This window comes from Halolactibacillus miurensis (assembly GCF_900116255.1).
GTDB classification, from domain to species: domain Bacteria; phylum Bacillota; class Bacilli; order Bacillales; family Amphibacillaceae; genus Halolactibacillus; species Halolactibacillus miurensis.
Genome location: NZ_FPAI01000005.1, coordinates 113,724 through 129,877, shown reverse-complemented (window position 1 = coordinate 129,877; position 16,154 = coordinate 113,724). Strand labels below are relative to the sequence as shown.

19 protein-coding genes are annotated in these 16,154 nt (G+C 39.9%); 15 read left to right on the top strand and 4 right to left on the bottom strand.

The window, feature by feature from the left end; genetic code table 11:
- Positions 1–75: 75 nt before the first annotated feature.
- The gene (gene cbpB / locus BM390_RS05170; protein WP_062322944.1) at positions 76–534 is read right to left on the bottom strand and encodes a cyclic-di-AMP-binding protein CbpB; all 459 of its coding nucleotides are present in this window, start codon (positions 532–534) and stop codon (positions 76–78) included.
- A 233-nt stretch (positions 535–767) separates the two neighbouring features.
- Between cbpB and BM390_RS05165 the strand changes: the two genes are divergently transcribed.
- Positions 768–1,217: a YkyB family protein gene (locus BM390_RS05165; RefSeq protein WP_062322942.1), complete on the top strand. Its 450-nt coding sequence runs from the start codon at positions 768–770 to the stop codon at positions 1,215–1,217.
- A gap of 57 nt (positions 1,218–1,274) precedes the next feature.
- The gene (locus BM390_RS05160) at positions 1,275–2,426 is read left to right on the top strand and encodes an aminotransferase class I/II-fold pyridoxal phosphate-dependent enzyme (protein WP_062322940.1); all 1,152 of its coding nucleotides are present in this window, start codon (positions 1,275–1,277) and stop codon (positions 2,424–2,426) included.
- 40 nt (positions 2,427–2,466) lie between these two features.
- Here BM390_RS05160 and BM390_RS05155 read toward each other — a convergent pair whose 3' ends face one another.
- The gene (locus BM390_RS05155) at positions 2,467–2,628 is read right to left on the bottom strand and encodes an aspartyl-phosphate phosphatase Spo0E family protein (RefSeq protein ID WP_082394518.1); all 162 of its coding nucleotides are present in this window, start codon (positions 2,626–2,628) and stop codon (positions 2,467–2,469) included.
- Between the two features lie 180 nt (positions 2,629–2,808).
- Between BM390_RS05155 and lepB the strand changes: the two genes are divergently transcribed.
- The 9 genes from lepB to spoVAE all read left to right on the top strand — a co-directional run bounded on the left by lepB (position 2,809) and on the right by spoVAE (position 9,582).
- Positions 2,809–3,330: a signal peptidase I gene (lepB, locus tag BM390_RS05150; protein WP_062322112.1), complete on the top strand. Its 522-nt coding sequence runs from the start codon at positions 2,809–2,811 to the stop codon at positions 3,328–3,330.
- Complete coding sequence (locus BM390_RS05145; RefSeq protein ID WP_089853159.1) at positions 3,308–4,501, top strand: zinc ribbon domain-containing protein; 1,194 nt, start codon at positions 3,308–3,310, stop codon at positions 4,499–4,501. Before lepB ends, BM390_RS05145 begins: the two co-directional genes overlap by 23 nt.
- Positions 4,498–5,625, top strand: a complete 1,128-nt coding sequence (locus BM390_RS05140) for a S1C family serine protease (RefSeq protein ID WP_089853156.1) — start codon at positions 4,498–4,500, stop codon at positions 5,623–5,625. Before BM390_RS05145 ends, BM390_RS05140 begins: the two co-directional genes overlap by 4 nt.
- A gap of 111 nt (positions 5,626–5,736) precedes the next feature.
- Positions 5,737–6,471 carry a hypothetical protein gene (locus BM390_RS05135; RefSeq protein ID WP_143103136.1) on the top strand — a complete coding sequence of 245 codons (735 nt, stop codon included), beginning with the start codon at positions 5,737–5,739 and terminating at the stop codon, positions 6,469–6,471.
- 51 nt (positions 6,472–6,522) lie between these two features.
- Complete coding sequence (gene nfsA, locus BM390_RS05130; protein WP_089853153.1) at positions 6,523–7,269, top strand: oxygen-insensitive NADPH nitroreductase; 747 nt, start codon at positions 6,523–6,525, stop codon at positions 7,267–7,269.
- Positions 7,270–7,408: 139 nt separating this feature from the next.
- A complete protein-coding gene (locus BM390_RS05125; RefSeq protein ID WP_089853151.1) occupies positions 7,409–7,774 on the top strand; it encodes a hypothetical protein in 366 nt (121 codons plus the stop codon).
- Positions 7,774–8,208 (top strand): stage V sporulation protein AC, encoded by a 435-nt coding sequence (gene spoVAC, locus BM390_RS05120; protein ID WP_089853148.1) that lies wholly within the window; start codon positions 7,774–7,776, stop codon positions 8,206–8,208. The genes BM390_RS05125 and spoVAC overlap by 1 nt, the downstream gene beginning before the upstream one ends.
- Before the next feature lie 11 nt (positions 8,209–8,219).
- Positions 8,220–9,206, top strand: coding sequence for a beta-ketoacyl-[acyl-carrier-protein] synthase family protein (locus BM390_RS05115; protein ID WP_062322123.1), 987 nt, complete (start codon positions 8,220–8,222; stop codon positions 9,204–9,206).
- Positions 9,207–9,225: 19 nt separating this feature from the next.
- Positions 9,226–9,582: a stage V sporulation protein AE gene (gene spoVAE, locus BM390_RS05110; RefSeq protein WP_062322125.1), complete on the top strand. Its 357-nt coding sequence runs from the start codon at positions 9,226–9,228 to the stop codon at positions 9,580–9,582.
- A gap of 100 nt (positions 9,583–9,682) precedes the next feature.
- On the opposite strand, the gene BM390_RS05105 is transcribed toward spoVAE, so the two are convergent.
- On the bottom strand, positions 9,683–10,666 hold the full coding sequence (locus tag BM390_RS05105; RefSeq protein WP_062322127.1) for a quinone oxidoreductase family protein: 984 nt from the start codon (positions 10,664–10,666) through the stop codon (positions 9,683–9,685).
- Between the two features lie 103 nt (positions 10,667–10,769).
- Between BM390_RS05105 and BM390_RS05100 the strand changes: the two genes are divergently transcribed.
- Complete coding sequence (locus tag BM390_RS05100) at positions 10,770–11,051, top strand: hypothetical protein (protein ID WP_089853145.1); 282 nt, start codon at positions 10,770–10,772, stop codon at positions 11,049–11,051.
- Positions 11,052–11,084: 33 nt separating this feature from the next.
- Here the strand turns inward: BM390_RS05100 and BM390_RS05095 are convergent, their stop codons facing one another.
- Positions 11,085–11,537: a DUF6884 domain-containing protein gene (locus BM390_RS05095; protein ID WP_062322130.1), complete on the bottom strand. Its 453-nt coding sequence runs from the start codon at positions 11,535–11,537 to the stop codon at positions 11,085–11,087.
- A gap of 279 nt (positions 11,538–11,816) precedes the next feature.
- On the opposite strand from BM390_RS05095, the gene ilvD reads away from it, so the two are divergent.
- The 3 genes from ilvD (at position 11,817) to ilvN (ending at position 16,074) form a co-directional block, all read left to right on the top strand.
- The gene (gene ilvD, locus BM390_RS05090; protein WP_062322132.1) at positions 11,817–13,484 is read left to right on the top strand and encodes a dihydroxy-acid dehydratase; all 1,668 of its coding nucleotides are present in this window, start codon (positions 11,817–11,819) and stop codon (positions 13,482–13,484) included.
- Between the two features lie 347 nt (positions 13,485–13,831).
- The gene (gene ilvB, locus BM390_RS05085) at positions 13,832–15,556 is read left to right on the top strand and encodes a biosynthetic-type acetolactate synthase large subunit (RefSeq protein WP_062322134.1); all 1,725 of its coding nucleotides are present in this window, start codon (positions 13,832–13,834) and stop codon (positions 15,554–15,556) included.
- Entirely contained in the window at positions 15,553–16,074 is a 522-nt protein-coding gene (gene ilvN, locus BM390_RS05080; protein WP_062322136.1) for an acetolactate synthase small subunit, read from the top strand. Before ilvB ends, ilvN begins: the two co-directional genes overlap by 4 nt.
- Positions 16,075–16,154 lie beyond the last annotated feature (80 nt).

The following is a 16,154-nucleotide window of genomic DNA, read 5'->3' as shown; positions in this document are numbered from 1 at the left end:
TTTTTCCCCCTCTAGATTCACTAGTGTTACTTTACCAAAAAACGATTTGGTTTGACAAGTCTATTTTTTGAAAACTCACACATCTTTAAACAACGCCTTATTGATGTGTATATATTTATTCATTTCTTTTAGTACCGCACGTCTCGTTAGGATACCGTCAAAGTCTCCTTGTTTATTCACAACAGCGATATAAGGATGATCAATCAAATGTTTCAAACAACGCAAGAAATGTTCTGAAGGTAAAACCGTTGGAATATCCGTATCCATCACTTCATTAACGGTCACCTCTGATAATCGTTCCATCTCAAACCGTTCAATACCTAAAATCTCATTTAATATGACATTTTTGCTGATAATTCCGTGAAACTGATAATGCATATCCAACACTGGCACAGATGAATAACCAGATCTAACCAAAATAAGTAAGGCATGCTCCAGTGGATTATTGATTTGAACATGGGCTACTTTTTCTGATGATACCATTAAAGATTCCGCTGTTAACTGTAGTAAAGGTAAAGATTTAACTAAGCTCATGGCTGACAACTCCTTTGAATCGCTAATCACTCACATCTCTAAGTGTATCATAAGACGCGTGAAATAAGAAATAAAGTCACCCGTGATTTTAACGTTTCATGCGACAAAAATCTAGGCCGCTTAATTGACAAAAGAATCAAACAAATCATAGTTTTTCCTACTATTTCATGGTAAAATAAACATCAAGCATGTTTAAATAGACAGTCATATTATTTTAAGGGGGTCTGACTTATATGAAACCATCAGTCAATGACGTTGCTCAAGCACTTTTTGTCATAAATCGTCATGCCAAAACTGCCATTGATCCAAAGGGGCTATACACGTTAAAAAAACAAGCGATTGATCAATTACTAAAAACAAATCAAGCTAAGAAAATGGGTCTTCAATATTCAAAACGTCCTAAACTCTCCTGCCAACACTCCACATTACTTGTGAAAGTAGGACAATATTTCTTCCATATTCCACCTACCAAACAAGATTTTAAAACGTTCGAGCACCTCGGTGAGTTAGATCAAAATTATCGTAATCCACAAGTAAGGATGTCTTTAAAGCAGGCCAAGCGTATACTCAACACATACTTAGGCATCACAGAACCTACCCAACCCTCCAAGAAAAAATCAACGTATATGCCTTCCTTACTTGGGCGGTGGAATTATGCCTACCATAAACAAGATAAACGCTAATGATTTACTAGAGTAATGTCTATTATGCTTATTAACAACAAGAAAGGTCGATGTCTTATGCCTAAACCTATTAACTCAGCTGTTGAAGCCATTGAGTTATCCGGAATTCGGAAATTTTTTAACCTTGTACAAGATAAAGAAGATATTTTATCACTGACTATAGGACAACCTGACTTCTCCACACCCGAATCAGTAAAACAAGCCGCTAAAGACGCACTTGACGCCAATAAGACAACGTATACGCAAAATCAAGGATTATATGAATTGCGCGACAAAGTGAGTCAGTACATAAATGATCTATACGGGACACATTGGTGTGCGAATCAAGTACTTGTGACTGTTGGTGCCTCACAAGCGATTGATATCGCGCTAAGAACTTTGTTAGTTCCTGGAGATGAAGTGATTTTGCCCTCCCCGATTTATCCGGGTTATGAACCGTTGATTACCCTTCAACATGCAAAGGTTGTAGCTATTGATACTACCCCTACAGCCTTTAAGTTAACGGCTGACGCATTGGAACAGGCGATTACCGACAAAACAAAGGTTGTCATCTTACCGTATCCGTCGAATCCAACCGGTGTGACCTTAACTAAAGATGAGTTAGCCGCGATAAAAGATGTCGTAGTAAAACACGACCTTTATTTAATTACTGACGAAATATACAGCACCATTTCTTTTGATGCCCCCCATGTCTCCATGGCTGTTTTCGAAGAGTTAGCCGAACGGTTAATCGTCATTAACGGTCTATCGAAATCCCATGCGATGACAGGTTTTCGAATTGGGTTCTTATTTGGTCCGCTTCACTTAATGGATCAATTTACGAAAGTATTGCAGTATAATGTCTCGTGCGCAACCTCTACTAGTCAATATGCCGCTCTTAACGCTGTAACGGAGGCAAAGGATGCGCCTAACAAAATGTGCGAGGCTTATTTAGACAGACGTAATTATGTCTATCATCGTCTTCAAGCCATGGGAATTGACGTTGTAAAGCCAGGTGGCGCCTTTTATTTTATGTTTAAAATAAATGACCCACGTCCATCCTTCGATCTGGCGCTTGATTTAGTAGAACAAGCACACGTTGCATTTGTACCAGGCTCCAGTTTTGGACGTTTTGGTGAAGGTTACCTACGGCTATCTTATGCTTATAGTCTAGATACTTTAAAAGAAGGACTCGATCGTCTCGAACGTTATTTATCACCTAACCCCTAAAAAACACGCTGCACAGTGAGCATTCCATGTGCAGCGTGTTTTATATGCGTTTATTTAATTTTTTTTGATAATCGTTAAGTAAAAGATCAAGCTCCATACTGATTTTGATGGCTTCATGATGATTCATCCCTTTTTCATTTGCGACAAGCATCATGTGTTCACGTGTTTCAGTGATTTGTTTTAACAATTTTTCAAGGCACATATGGCTTCCCCTTTTCTTTAATGAGTTCTCTATTTTTCTCTATCCGTTACTTTTTGTGTGATTTATCCGTTTATTTTAGCACATAATTAACAATGGTGACATATTCAACCCGTTTTTTTTATGGTATGATTAAAAAGATACAAAAAATGTGTCAACGAAGGCAGGAAAGGGACTTTTAGCATGACAAAACCTCACTTTACAAAAAAACAACGGATTGTGTTGAGCGTTTTGACGTTCTTTTTTATCGTTTTATTTATTCATTTATTCATCTTTAGAACCGCGATTGTCGATGGCCACAGTATGGCACCTACCGTTAATAATCAGCAAACCATTATCTACAACCGCTTAAGTTATTTGTTCGATTCACCCCATCGTGGGGATGTTGTTGTTATTAAGCGCGATGAGCAAACCTATATTAAACGCATCATTGGTCTACCTACCGAAACTTTAAGCTATCAAGACCAACAGTTATATATAGACGAAATTCCTTATCGTCAAACCTTTATTACTAATGAAAGAAGTTATTGGACACATAATATTAAACCGACCTATATTCCAGCTGATTACTATTACGTGATGGGTGATAATCGACGCAACAGCAGAGATAGTCGTAACTCCCTCGGGCTGATTCTAAAACAGGAAATTATCGGTCGAGCTGAAATGATTATGTATCCATTTGATGAGTGGCAAGTTATTTATTAAGGAAAGTGGTGATGAGATGGGTTATTGCCCTAAATGTGGAGCCAAAGTGCATGATGACGAAATATTTTGTGTCTCGTGTGGTACGAAGTTACCTGCAGACCGTCAGTCGCGCTTTCAGTCAAACCGTTTTTCTATCAAGACTTGGTTGTTCCCTACCTTAGCGCTCATGCTTATAGGACTGATTTTCAGTGGCATTCACTGGCTTCACCAGCAAAGAAGTCATCAGGCAACCGATCTTTTCGAAGAAGCGGCAGATGCGTTTTATGAAGATGACTATGAAGAAAGTTTAACTTTAACGGAAAAAGCCTTAACCGTTTACCCTACGTTTCAAGCGGCTGAGGATTTAAATAAACTACTCACATTATATCTGGAGAACATTCATCTTGATGACAGCTTATCTTATCAAGCACAGCTTGAACAGCTGCATAACTTACAAATCTCTTTAGATGACTATAAAGGTGAAGCGATTGATCGCCTTGTTATGAACATCAAACACATGCAAGAACAGCTTCAACTGGAACAAATAGATACACGACTGTCAAATGATTTATCTATCCAGGATTTACAAGCCCTCGTATGGGAAATTGAGGCGATTCATTCTACCGATGCGTTGTTATTAAAGCAACAACTGCGCGAACGACTTTCTTCGTCAATCGCCAGTTTAGCTAATAGTTATTTAGCTGACAATAAATTTTCGGATGCGACGGAATTAGTCGAAAACGGTCTGTATTATCTTCCAGACGATCAACGTCTATTAAGTTTGAAAGAAACCATCAACTTAGCACAAAATCAATTTGTCACAGCACTGGAAGAACGCATGGAAAAAGCTTACCAATCATACGAAGAAGAAGTTGCTTTCAACGAATCAAAGGCTGTCAATATCTCGGATGTAGCACTATCAGAAACAACGTCTGGTCAACTAAAAGTAAAAGGGACGGTTAAAAGTGAAGCCACTGTCCCTATTTATCATATCGAAGTCACATTTGAACTACTTAATCACGATAACGACGTGATTGATACTCGTACGACTTTCGTGTACCCAGATGTCCTCTATCCTTTTGATGAGGGACAGTTAGATTATATTTTCTTAGATAAACAATTTAACGATGAAGCGACCGATGTGAAAATCGCCAGTATTTCATGGTTATTAAATGAGGAGGAGCCGTCATGACTGTTATTCGAAAACATTTCTCTCTTCTCTTAACCATCTTTATTCTCTTAGGTGGCAGTGTCTTGTTATACCGAACGTACCAACAAACCTTTGACTCACCCATCGGCACAGATCCTGTCGTTGTATTTGAACCAACAAACAACCGTACACAAACATTGCAACAAATCATACATGAAGCGCAAAAGAATGTCGTTAAAATCTCTGTAGAAACACCTGTATCAAACAGAGTTGGGTCAGGTTTTCTTTATAACAATCAGGGGGATATCATTACAAATGCCCATGTGATCGAAGGGGCCTCTGTTGTTGAAGTCACATTATCCACGACAGAAACATACCGCGCTGCGATTGTCGGGATGAGTAAAGAAAAAGATATTGCGGTTATCCGTGTCCCGCAGTTAATTAATCAGCGGCCGATGACCATTGATACAACGCAATCTGTCGATATTGGAACCGATATTCTTGCGCTCGGCAGTCCACTCGGTTATCAAAATTCCGTTTCTGTCGGGATTATTTCAGGTACCAATCGAAGCTTTGATATCGATGGGTATTCATACGATGAGGTCTACCAAATCTCTTCAAATATTACCCATGGTAATAGCGGCGGGCCACTCATTGACCAAACAACCGGTAACGTCATTGGGATTAATTCTGCCGGTATTAGCGATACTGATATCGGCTTTAGCATTCCAATAAAAGATGTCATGGATGATATAGCCGATTGGTCAGCCAATACGACTAACGATGAACTGACCTTTCCAGCAACGATTCATAATCAAGCATCCTCAATTGAAAATTATAAAGAGGATAGTTATTATCTCGTCCAATATTTTATTGATAGCTTAGCTATTCATGACTACATCAACGCTTATGCTTTATTAGGCAGTGCCTACCAACGCGAACGTGACTATACCGCTTTTAGAGAGCACTATATCGCTTTAAAATCGATCAATCTTATAGAACAACAACAAGCGAATGTTGAAGACGACCAGTGGGTATTTGATGTGTTAGTCGAAGAACATCGCACTGACCAAGAGCCGAAAACCGTCTCTTATACATTTGAGATCGGTCTTGAAAATGATCAACTGAAAATACTTGCTTATACAAATAATCATGAGGTAGACTAGGCCCCCCTGTCTTATCATGATTATTTTTTTGTTTTTTAAAGCTGACCATTCAAATTTACAACGTTAAACGTTATACTAAAGAGAACTACAGATTGAATGGAGTTGACGTTAGTGCGACAGATTACCCTATCCTTTATGATTCTCATTAGTTTTTTGACGATCTTGTCCGGTTGTAGAGACAATCCGCCGATTGTTGTTGAGGAACAAACAGAAGACATTGAAAAAGAAGAAGCGAGTCTTATTGAAGAAACAATCAAAGATGAAACAATTGAAATCATTGAATTTCAATTAAAAGAAGAAGTAATTAAAATCAGTTTAGCTGATATACCTATTATCCATCATTACTTAGTTCAGCATAAAGATAAAGCTCGTGCGATTGATCAAATGACGCTCACGCCAATTCATCTATCTGAGAAATCATTGCACCTCTTAACTTTTGCGAAAACCGGTGATGTTGCGAGCTACTTACTCATTGACACAACAGAACAAACATCCACGCTGATTGCCGACCAAGTGTTATTAGAACGCTATGTGACATTAAATGAAACAACGCTTTTATTTAACTTCAGTCAACCGATCACTGACTTAAATATCAACCGTCATCAACTGCTTGCATTTAATACGAATAGTTTAGAAAATGTTTCAATAGAAGTCTCATCTCACGCGGTTACACCGCAAGCGCTTCAGACGTTTACTTGGCCGATTCTTGATATGGTCATGAGCGAGGAAGGTGTCATTCATTTAACACTACCTGACCTGTTAGATCCAACCATCGAAGCCCTACAAAAGTGGGAAAGTCTTAGTGAGGCCCCTACCCAAATGATTGATGTGACTGTAGAGTCATGAAGACTATAGAGTCATGACATATAATGATATTGTATAAAGGAGTGTACACCAATGAATCAAACCATTGATACTATTTTAAATCACCGTTCCATCAGAAAATTTAAACCTGAGCCATTAAAACAAGAACACTTAGCTCTCATCCTTGATGCGGCAAGAAGTAGTTCCACCTCAAGCTATCTCATGGCATATACTATGATTGGCGTCACTGACCCAGAGAAAAAAAGCGCCTTGGCTTCCATCTCAAATCAATCTTACATCAAAGATAATGGCCACTTCGTCTTATTCTGTGGTGACTATCATCGCCACATGCTTAAGGCTGACGAAAAAGAGAAAGAAACGCTGGCTTACAACGTTCAAAGTACCGAATACTTTATGATCGCAACAGTAGACGCAACCATCGCTGCTCAAAATATGACGCTTGCGGCTGAATCACTCGGGATTGGGGCATGTTATATCGGCAGTATTAAACGTGACCTTGACCTCGTCAATGATTTATTCCAGTTACCTGAACACGTTGTCCCGCTATTTGGCTTAGCGTTAGGTTATCCTGATGAACAACAAGAAATTAAACCAAAGTTACCAAAAGAAGCTGTCTACTTTGAAAATACTTACAAAGACGATGAAGCACATATGGCTGCACTCGATCAATTCGATCAGACCATTGAAACTTATTACCGCACGCGATCAACAAATCAGCGAGAAGATTCATGGACAAAACAGATGATAAAGACTTTACACAATCGTCGTAATGATCGTCTCACCCCTTTTGTTAAGGAGAAAAAATTTAATAATCGTTAAGTTAACCTTACACACAACTCACGATCATCATTGATCAGAGTTGTGTTTTTTTCTTCCATATTTCCAGTTGCTTTTTATACATAATTTACGCTAGACGTGGCAAATTAAGTGTACTTTAAAAAAAGTTGGTGAATGAACTATGCGTTTTCTCTATCTATGTCTCGCTACACTTGTTATTTTAACTAGCTGCGCCCCATCTGAAGACACGACATTTGACACATCACTCAAACAACAATACCCAGAACTAGATACGGTTGAAAGTATTATCACGGATGATGTGATCTATGTGGCGATGATTGTAACGCCTCTCAAACAATTTGTAGAACAACAGATAGCTGAAGATATTAAAAATGACTTACAAAAAAAATATCCAGCACATGAGGTGTACACATCTTCTGATATGAAGGCTGTCATCGAAGTAAGGCGAGTAGAACAACCCTTATCAACAGACGCGCTAGACAAGTTAAAATCTTATGATCAATCACTAGAAAAGGAGGATGAATGATGAACAACAAACTGTTCCATACCGTAGCTGAAAAACATAATCCACCGCGACCGCTACTTAAAAATTGTGTGATGAGTTTCATCTTCGGTGGTGTCATCTGTGCTTTTGGTCAATGCATCAGTTTATTTTATCTGTATTTTTTTGATTTCTCAGAAGAAACCGTAGGCGATCCTACCGTCGCTACCCTGATTCTCATCACCATGCTATTAACTGGCTTTGGTGTCTATGATAAAATCGCTCAAATTGCCGGTGCAGGTACCATGGTACCGGTGACTGGATTTGGGAACGCTGTTATTGCTAGCGCCATTGAACACAAAAGCGAAGGCTATGTTTTAGGTGTAGGCGGTAATATTTTTAAACTTGCTGGTAGCGTGATTCTTTTTGGGGTATTTGCAAGCTTTGTTATCGCCTTAATTAAACTTATCTTGACGTAAAGGAGAAAAATATGAATATTGGTACACGCAGTTTTCAATTCCATACACCCGCTGTCATCATTGACCAACATACCATAGCTGGTCCACTTGAAAAGCAAGGCAACCTTACGGCTGAGATTGATCAATTTATTCCTGATTTATATGATGATGAAAAGACATATGAATTATGTTACACCAAATTAATCAGACAAACCGTCAATATTTTGATGAGTCGCCATCCACTCACGACTTATCTATTTACCGGTGACTTAATTAATCAATCAACACCGACGCATTACGGATTAATGGAGACGCTACTTGTCCCAGTGACTTTTGATCATGCTTGCGCCACTTTCGGTCTATCTCTTCAAAGTGCAGCCTTTATGTTACAACAAGGTCAAAAGCAGACCGTTATGGTCGGCACGATGAGTCATTTCGCGGCTGTTGAGAAACAATTTCGCTTTCCAAATGAGTATGGTCAACAGAAACCTCCTTCAAGCCAAACGACTGTGACCGGTGGTGGTTTTTGTATACTCGCTACAGAAGGTGAAGGACCGAAAATCACCTACGCAACATTAGGTCGTGTCATAAACGCTGGCTTTAAAGATCCTTACAATATGGGGGAGGCTATGGCACCTGCATGCTTTGATACATTGCTCTGTCACTTTCAAGATTGTCAAGTTACGCCGGCTGATTATGATTATATTATTACCGGAGACTTAGGAGCTGTTGGACAAGCAATTTTATTTGATCTGTTAGTTCATGAAGGCTATCAAGTAAATCGAGAACAACTTATTGATGCAGGTTGCGAGATTTTTAAAGATCATCAACCCGTCATGAGCGGCGGGAGTGGGGCTGGCTGCTTAAGCTTATTTTTACTCAGTCACGGAATAAAACACCTATTCAAACAATCACTGAAAGTCCTTGTCATTGCGACTGGTGCCCTTCATTCACCCGTAGCCCTACTTCAAACGCCTATTATTCCTACTATCGCTCATCTAGTCGTCATCGAATCTTAATTATGAAAGGATGAAACCGATGCTTGTGTCTATTTTAGTCAGTTTTATTGTGGGAGGGCTTATCTGTGTATGTGGTCAATTAATTATCGATGTATTCAAGCAGACGCCTGCTTTTATGCTTAGTTTGTTTGTCGTGATTGGAAGCATTTTAGACGGCTTAGGTTTATATGAACCGTTTATTGACTTTGCTGGTGCAGGTGCAACCGTACCGATCATGTCGTTCGGTAATGCCCTCGTTCACGGGGCATTAGAAGAAGCTGAACAGTCTGGTATCATTGGCGTCATCATTGGCATGTTTCAATTAACGAGTGCAGGGATTACTTCGGCTATCGTTTTTGGTATGATTGGTGCGCTTTTATTTAAACCGAAAAGCTAGCGCAGAGTCATAGCGAAACGGCAAACTTAACTTTGAACGAGATATAAAAAGCATGAGGAAAATATGAGTCAACCCTCTCATTTCCCTCATGCCTTAGCTATTATTCATTAAAGGTAAAAGCAATGTTGCCAATCTGTTGTGATTGTTTTAAATAATCAAACGCTTGTCGGTAATCTTTATAACTAAAAACTTTATCAACAATCGGATGAATATGATAATGCTCGATAAACTGAAGCATCGCTCGGAGTTCTTCTCGGCTTCCAAGCGTCGTACCTAAAATCGTTTGCTGATTATAAAAAAATTGTCTCACGTTAAATGATACAACATCATCTGTTGTTGCACCAAAGGTGACAAGCCGTCCGCCTTTTTTTAATACCGCAAGCGAACGGTGAAACGTTTTTTCACCGATACTATCAATGACACAATCAATCGTTTCACTACTTAACGCTTCTTGCCAATCATCACTCGTGAGCAATGTCACATCTGCCCCAATTCCTTTTAATTGATCTAGCTTATTTTTTTGCCGTGAGGTCGTTATGACCCGCGCACCAACGGCTTTAGCAAATATAATCATATACGTACTTACTCCGCTTGAACCACCTGGAATAAACACAGTTTCACCAGGAGCAAGTTGACCTTTAGTAAATATAGCCCGGTAAGCTGTGAGTGCCGATAAAGCTAAGACCCCTGCTTCTCTATTCGTTAAATAGTTAGGATTTAGCTCAAAATAGTTCTCATCTTGAAGATAATACTCACTAAACGTCCCGTGATTAGGATACCCCACAATCTCTAAGGTGTCTGGTGAGGTGTTCGTACACTCATCCCAATATAAACCTGGATTAACAATCACTGTCTCCCCTTCTTTAAATCTCGACACAGCTTCTCCTATTCGTGTGATGATCCCAACGGCATCAGACCCAAGAACAACAGGAGCGGTTTCTTCTCTGCGGCGAGATCTGATCATTAAATCACGACGATTTAATCCTGCATACAATATTTTCACTTCAACCTCATGTCCCTGCGGGGCCGGTCGTTCAAGTTGGGTCAGTGTCGTTTCTTTATTCGCATCAACAATGGCTTTCATTTTTAACCCCTTCCTTTCATATAAATCATGCGCGCTTCATTTAAACAAACCTTTTGCATTATTCCCTTCTATCTCTCATACTAACGATAGGGAGGTGAACACTATGACGCATTTATTAACCACACATACAACAACGAGACAAATCATCGATAATCAACTCACCATTAAAAAAGAATGTGATACACTAAAATTAACATCAAGCGGCGTGGTGTCTACTGTAACCTTTTATCCTTACACTAAAATCATTGATGTCAGTACAAGACGAATGACCAAGTATACATTTGCGCTTTACATTCATACCGATGAAGGTGTGAAAACATTTTTAGCTGATCACGACCCAACCGCTTTTACTCAGACACTCAAACAAAAAATCACTCATGAATGATATCAACTATTTATATAGTAGAAACTCGACTTACTATAGTGGCTGCTTTTTATCAATCGCTTGTTTGAGACGCTGTTGCATCTCTCCAATTCCCTTAGTTCCAAGCAGTGGATAGCGGTCATCCTTCGTTATTCCACCAATTGCATGAATGACCTGTTGATGCTTTTTCCCTGTTAATATTAGGGCTTGATCATATCTATTCAACCCTTGTTCAACAACTTGATTCATCAACGTGTTTGACGAGACAACATCGGCACTTTTCATTCCAAATGTGATATCATAATCTTCTTTAATCATCTCATTTCTAGAACGAAATCCATATTTACCTGACAAAATAACCCAATCATCAGCGAAAATTTCTGCATAATGACGCGTAAGACGGTGTAATGTACCGATATAGACATCCTCAACTTTCATCGGCCCCACATCTGGTATCTTGTCCCAAATTTTCTTCTTACCACACGGTAGAACCGCGAGAACTCGCATCTTTAATCCCCTTTCCTTTATATCAGATGTGATTCTATTGTAACGAAATGATCAACGATTGCAATGGTTAATAAATATATTAACCGCTTACAAAATGGATTATTTTCAAATGTAATAAAAATCAGAAAATTTTAATAAAATCTGTTGATTATTTTTTAAAATGATTGTATGATTGCAAGCAACATATAAAATTTTTAATTTTTTAAGTCATCAGTCGATGAAGAATATTCTGAATAATCATTCTTCATCAGGCGTGTGATGAAGTAAGGGGCGAAACATATGCGGAGTGACATGATAAAAAAAGGTTTAGACCGAGCTCCCCATCGTAGTTTATTACACGCGACAGGGGTTAAAACAAAAGATTTAGGCAAACCCTTCATTGGTGTTTGTAACTCATATATTGATATTATTCCCGGCCATATGCATTTAAATAAATTTGCAGAAGTCGTGAAGGAAGCAATCAGGGAAGCTGGCGGAATTCCGTTTGAATTCAACACCATCGGTGTTGATGACGGTATTGCGATGGGACACATTGGCATGCGTTATTCCCTACCGAGTCGCGAGATCATTGCCGACTCAGCAGAAACAGTGATTAACGCCCACTGGTTTGATGGGGTGTTCTATATTCCAAACTGTGACAAAATTACCCCAGGTATGTTGATGGCCGCTGTTCGGACCAACGTTCCGGCCGTGTTTGTCTCTGGTGGTCCGATGGAAGGTGGCGTCTCACCTACGGGTGAAACACTGACATTAAGCTCCATGTTTGAAGGCGTTGGTGCTGTTCAATCAGGTAAAATGACCGAAGAAGAACTAACAGAACTTGAAACACTGGCCTGTCCAACGTGTGGTTCTTGTTCCGGAATGTTTACCGCTAACTCAATGAACTCATTAATGGAGATGCTAGGTTTAGCTCTTCCGGAAAACGGGACAATCTTAGCAACCTCTCCTGAACGTCATCGCCTCATAAAAGATGCGGCGAAACATTTAATGAATCTCATTGAAAAAGATATTAAACCTCGTGACATCGTCACAAAAGATGCGATTGATGATGCCTTTGCTTTGGATATGGCGATGGGTGGTTCAACAAATACGGTCCTGCACACGTTGGCGATTGCGCATGAAGCGGGCATTGATTACGACCTTGAACGGATCAATGAAGTAGCTAAACGGATTCCTTATTTAGCAAAAATTGCACCGGCTTCCGATGTGACCATGCATGATGTTCACTTAGCTGGTGGTGTACCTGCCGTTATAAATGAACTGTGTAAAATCCCAGGTGCACTAAATAAAGATCGGATGACCGTGACAGGTAAATCCGTGTATGAAAATGTTAAAGATCATCCAATCAAGAATCCAAACGTGATTCGTCCATTGGATAATCCATATAGCCCAGTAGGTGGTTTATCTATTCTCTTTGGTAACATCGCTCCTAACGGGGCCGTCATCAAAGTCGGTGCCGTTGATCCTTCGATTAACGTCTTTAAAGGACGTGCAGTTGTCTTTCATTCACAAGACGAAGCACTTGAAGGCATTGCGGATGGTACGGTTGATAAAGGAGACGTGGTCGTCATTCTTTATGAAGGACCTAAAGGTGGTCCGGGAATGCCTGAAATGCTTGCGCCAACCGCTGCTATTGCCGGTCGAGGGTTAGGTAAAGATGTCGCCCTAATTACTGATGGTCGCTTCTCTGGTGCCTCTCGAGGTATCTCGATTGGACATATTTCACCAGAAGCTCAAGAAGGTGGTCCGGTTGGTTTAATTAAAACAGACGATACGATTATCATTGACTTACCAAATCGTACGCTTAATCTTGACATTAGCGAGGAAGAATTAGCTGAACGTCAAGCTGCTTTTGAAATTCCTGATCCGAAGATTACTTCAGGTTATTTAGCAAAATACGCAAAACTCGTTACCTCCGCTAATACCGGTGGTGTCATGAAAATATAACAAAACGATGATTAGAAAAAAGAGTTAGCAAGAGTATGTTCACAGAGAGCCGGGGTTGCTGGAAGCCCGGAAATATACGCTGACTCGACATCCTCTAGGAGTGTTAAGTTGAATTCACTTAGATAGTAGACTTAACCGGGTCCACTCGATGGGACCCGTTATCAAAAGAGAGAAACACCTGTTTCTCTCATGAGGTCAACACAATCGTGTTGATAAATCAGGGTGGTACCGTGAAAAGCAAAGATCTTTTCTCCCTTGTAATTCTGCTAGTAGGTAGATTATGACGTGAGAAAAGGTCTTTTTTCTATACTTTAAATCTTATTCACTTTAACTTAGGAGGGTATAACATGGCGATGACAAAACATCAAGACAGAAAAGAACCTGCACACATGCCAAAAACTGGTGCTGATTTGTTAATTGAAGCACTCATAGAACAAGATGTTGATACATTGTTTGGCTATCCAGGTGGCGCTGTCTTACCGATTTTCGATGCACTATATAAAAAGAAAGAACATTTTAATCAAGTGTTAGCACGACACGAGCAAGGATCCATTCACGCAGCCGAAGGTTATGCGAGAGTATCGGGTAAGCCTGGTGTCGTCATTGGCACCTCTGGGCCTGGTGCCACTAACTTGGTGACAGGTATAACGGATGCGATGCTAGATTCTTTACCTTTGGTCGTTTTCACGGGACAAGTAAACCAGTCCGTGATTGGAACAGATGCCTTTCAAGAGGCTGATGTGATTGGGATTACCACACCGATTACGAAACATAATTATCAAGTACGTAAAATCAGTGATTTACCAAGAATCATTAAAGAGGCCTTCCATATTGCCACAACGGGGCGACCGGGTCCAGTTGTCATTGATATTCCAAAGGATGTTCAAGCGAATCCATGTGAGGATCACTATGATTCAAGTTATGACTTACCGGGTTATCAACCAACGGTGAAACCGAATCCGCTCCAAATTAAGAAGTTAAAAGAAGCGCTCGAACAAGCCTCTAGCCCTGTTATTTTAGCAGGTGCTGGTGTACAGTTCGCCAAAGCTTCAAAAGAGCTGATTGAATTTGCGGAAACACACCAAATTCCAGTTGTCAACACGCTACTTGGTCTTGGCACATTCCCGGGTGAACATGAACTCTCACTCGGTATGGGCGGGATGCACGGAACATATGCATCGAATATGGCCCTGTACGAAACAGATTTACTCATTAATATTGGTTCACGTTTTGATGACCGTCTAACAGGTAATCTTGATCATTTCGCCCCATCAGCCATTGTCGCCCATATTGATATTGACCCGGCTGAGATTGGCAAAAATATTAATACCCACATCCCCATCGTTGGGGATGCAAAAGAAGCTTTAAAAGAAATGAAAAAACAAATCAAAGACACGCCTGACTTTAACGAATGGCTCACAAACTGTCAAAAAAATAAAACAGACTACCCATTATGGTTTAACAAACCTGAACAAGATATGGTTGGTCAATGGGTGATCTCAGAAGTATACAAAGCGACTAAAGGTGAAGCGATTATTGCCACAGATGTCGGCCAACACCAAATGTGGTCTGCCCAGTATTATAAGTTTAATCAACCAAATCGTTGGGTCACTAGTGGTGGTTTAGGTACGATGGGCTTCGGTTTCCCTGCTTCGATTGGGGCACAACTTGCTAAACCAAATGATCTCGTTGTCGCCATTGTTGGTGACGGTGGTTTCCAAATGACCCTTCAAGAACTATCTATTCTTCAAGAACGTCGGCTTCCGGTAAAGATTATTATCGTGAATAATGCGGCACTTGGTATGGTCAGACAATGGCAAGAAAAGTTCTACTCTGAACGCTATTCTGAATCGATTTTCAGCATTCAACCAGACTTCGTTAAATTAGCGACAGCTTATGAAGTGAAAGGTGTGAAAATTGAATCACAAGCTGATTTTGAAGCTCAAATAAACGAGCTACTTCATACCGATGGTCCCGTCTTAATCGATGCACGCGTCTTGCAACAAGAAAATGTGTATCCAATGATTGCCCCTGGCAAAGGACTACATGAAATGATAGGAGTGAAACCATGAAACGAATCATTACTGCCAAAGTTAAAAACCGTAGTGGTGTCTTAAACCGCATTACTGGCTTACTCCAACGTCGACAGTTTAATATTGAAAGTATTTCTGTTGGTCGCACGGAGCATGAAGAAATGTCACGGATTACCTTTGTTGTTGATGTTGAAGATTTTCAAAAACTTGAACAAGTCACGAAACAACTCAATAAACAAATCGATGTGATTAAAGTTTCTGATATTACCGATAAAGCGATTGTTGCGCGTGAACTTGCTTTAATTAAAATTCAAAGCAACCCGCAATTACGACATGAAATTCAAAGCATCATTGATCCATTTAGAGCAACGGTGATCGATGTATCTAAAGATACGATGTCAATTCAAGTGACAGGTAAACAAGAAAAAGTGGAAGCGCTGATTGAATTACTGCGACCTTACGGCGTTAAAGATATCGCGCGTACAGGCTTAACTGCCTTTTTACGTGGTCAACAACCGTCAAGTTCTGATCAATCGAGCTTTAGCCTTCTACATTAACTCGACTTATTTAAAAGTTTTACCGGGGAGTAACCTCCCCCCTACCCTATTGTTAGATGTATTTACATTTACACATATAA

Excerpts from the sequence above, each read along its gene's own strand:
- BM390_RS05165 (WP_062322942.1), top strand. The coding sequence starts at position 768 with ATGAAACCATCAGTCAATGACGTTGCTCAAGCACTTTTTGTCATAAAT.
- ilvB (WP_062322134.1), top strand. The coding sequence starts at position 13,832 with ATGGCGATGACAAAACATCAAGACAGAAAAGAACCTGCACACATGCCA.
- BM390_RS05125 (WP_089853151.1), top strand. The coding sequence starts at position 7,409 with ATGCGTTTTCTCTATCTATGTCTCGCTACACTTGTTATTTTAACTAGC.
- BM390_RS05105 (WP_062322127.1), bottom strand. The coding sequence starts at position 10,666 with ATGAAAGCCATTGTTGATGCGAATAAAGAAACGACACTGACCCAACTT.
- BM390_RS05140 (WP_089853156.1), top strand. The coding sequence starts at position 4,498 with ATGACTGTTATTCGAAAACATTTCTCTCTTCTCTTAACCATCTTTATT.
- BM390_RS05160 (WP_062322940.1), top strand. The coding sequence starts at position 1,275 with ATGCCTAAACCTATTAACTCAGCTGTTGAAGCCATTGAGTTATCCGGA.
- BM390_RS05115 (WP_062322123.1), top strand. The coding sequence starts at position 8,220 with ATGAATATTGGTACACGCAGTTTTCAATTCCATACACCCGCTGTCATC.
- BM390_RS05155 (WP_082394518.1), bottom strand. The coding sequence starts at position 2,628 with ATGTGCCTTGAAAAATTGTTAAAACAAATCACTGAAACACGTGAACAC.
- spoVAC (WP_089853148.1), top strand. The coding sequence starts at position 7,774 with ATGAACAACAAACTGTTCCATACCGTAGCTGAAAAACATAATCCACCG.
- spoVAE (WP_062322125.1), top strand. The coding sequence starts at position 9,226 with ATGCTTGTGTCTATTTTAGTCAGTTTTATTGTGGGAGGGCTTATCTGT.
- cbpB (WP_062322944.1), bottom strand. The coding sequence starts at position 534 with ATGAGCTTAGTTAAATCTTTACCTTTACTACAGTTAACAGCGGAATCT.
- ilvN (WP_062322136.1), top strand. The coding sequence starts at position 15,553 with ATGAAACGAATCATTACTGCCAAAGTTAAAAACCGTAGTGGTGTCTTA.
- ilvD (WP_062322132.1), top strand. The coding sequence starts at position 11,817 with ATGCGGAGTGACATGATAAAAAAAGGTTTAGACCGAGCTCCCCATCGT.
- BM390_RS05145 (WP_089853159.1), top strand. The coding sequence starts at position 3,308 with ATGAGTGGCAAGTTATTTATTAAGGAAAGTGGTGATGAGATGGGTTAT.
- nfsA (WP_089853153.1), top strand. The coding sequence starts at position 6,523 with ATGAATCAAACCATTGATACTATTTTAAATCACCGTTCCATCAGAAAA.
- BM390_RS05095 (WP_062322130.1), bottom strand. The coding sequence starts at position 11,537 with ATGCGAGTTCTCGCGGTTCTACCGTGTGGTAAGAAGAAAATTTGGGAC.
- BM390_RS05100 (WP_089853145.1), top strand. The coding sequence starts at position 10,770 with ATGACGCATTTATTAACCACACATACAACAACGAGACAAATCATCGAT.
- lepB (WP_062322112.1), top strand. The coding sequence starts at position 2,809 with ATGACAAAACCTCACTTTACAAAAAAACAACGGATTGTGTTGAGCGTT.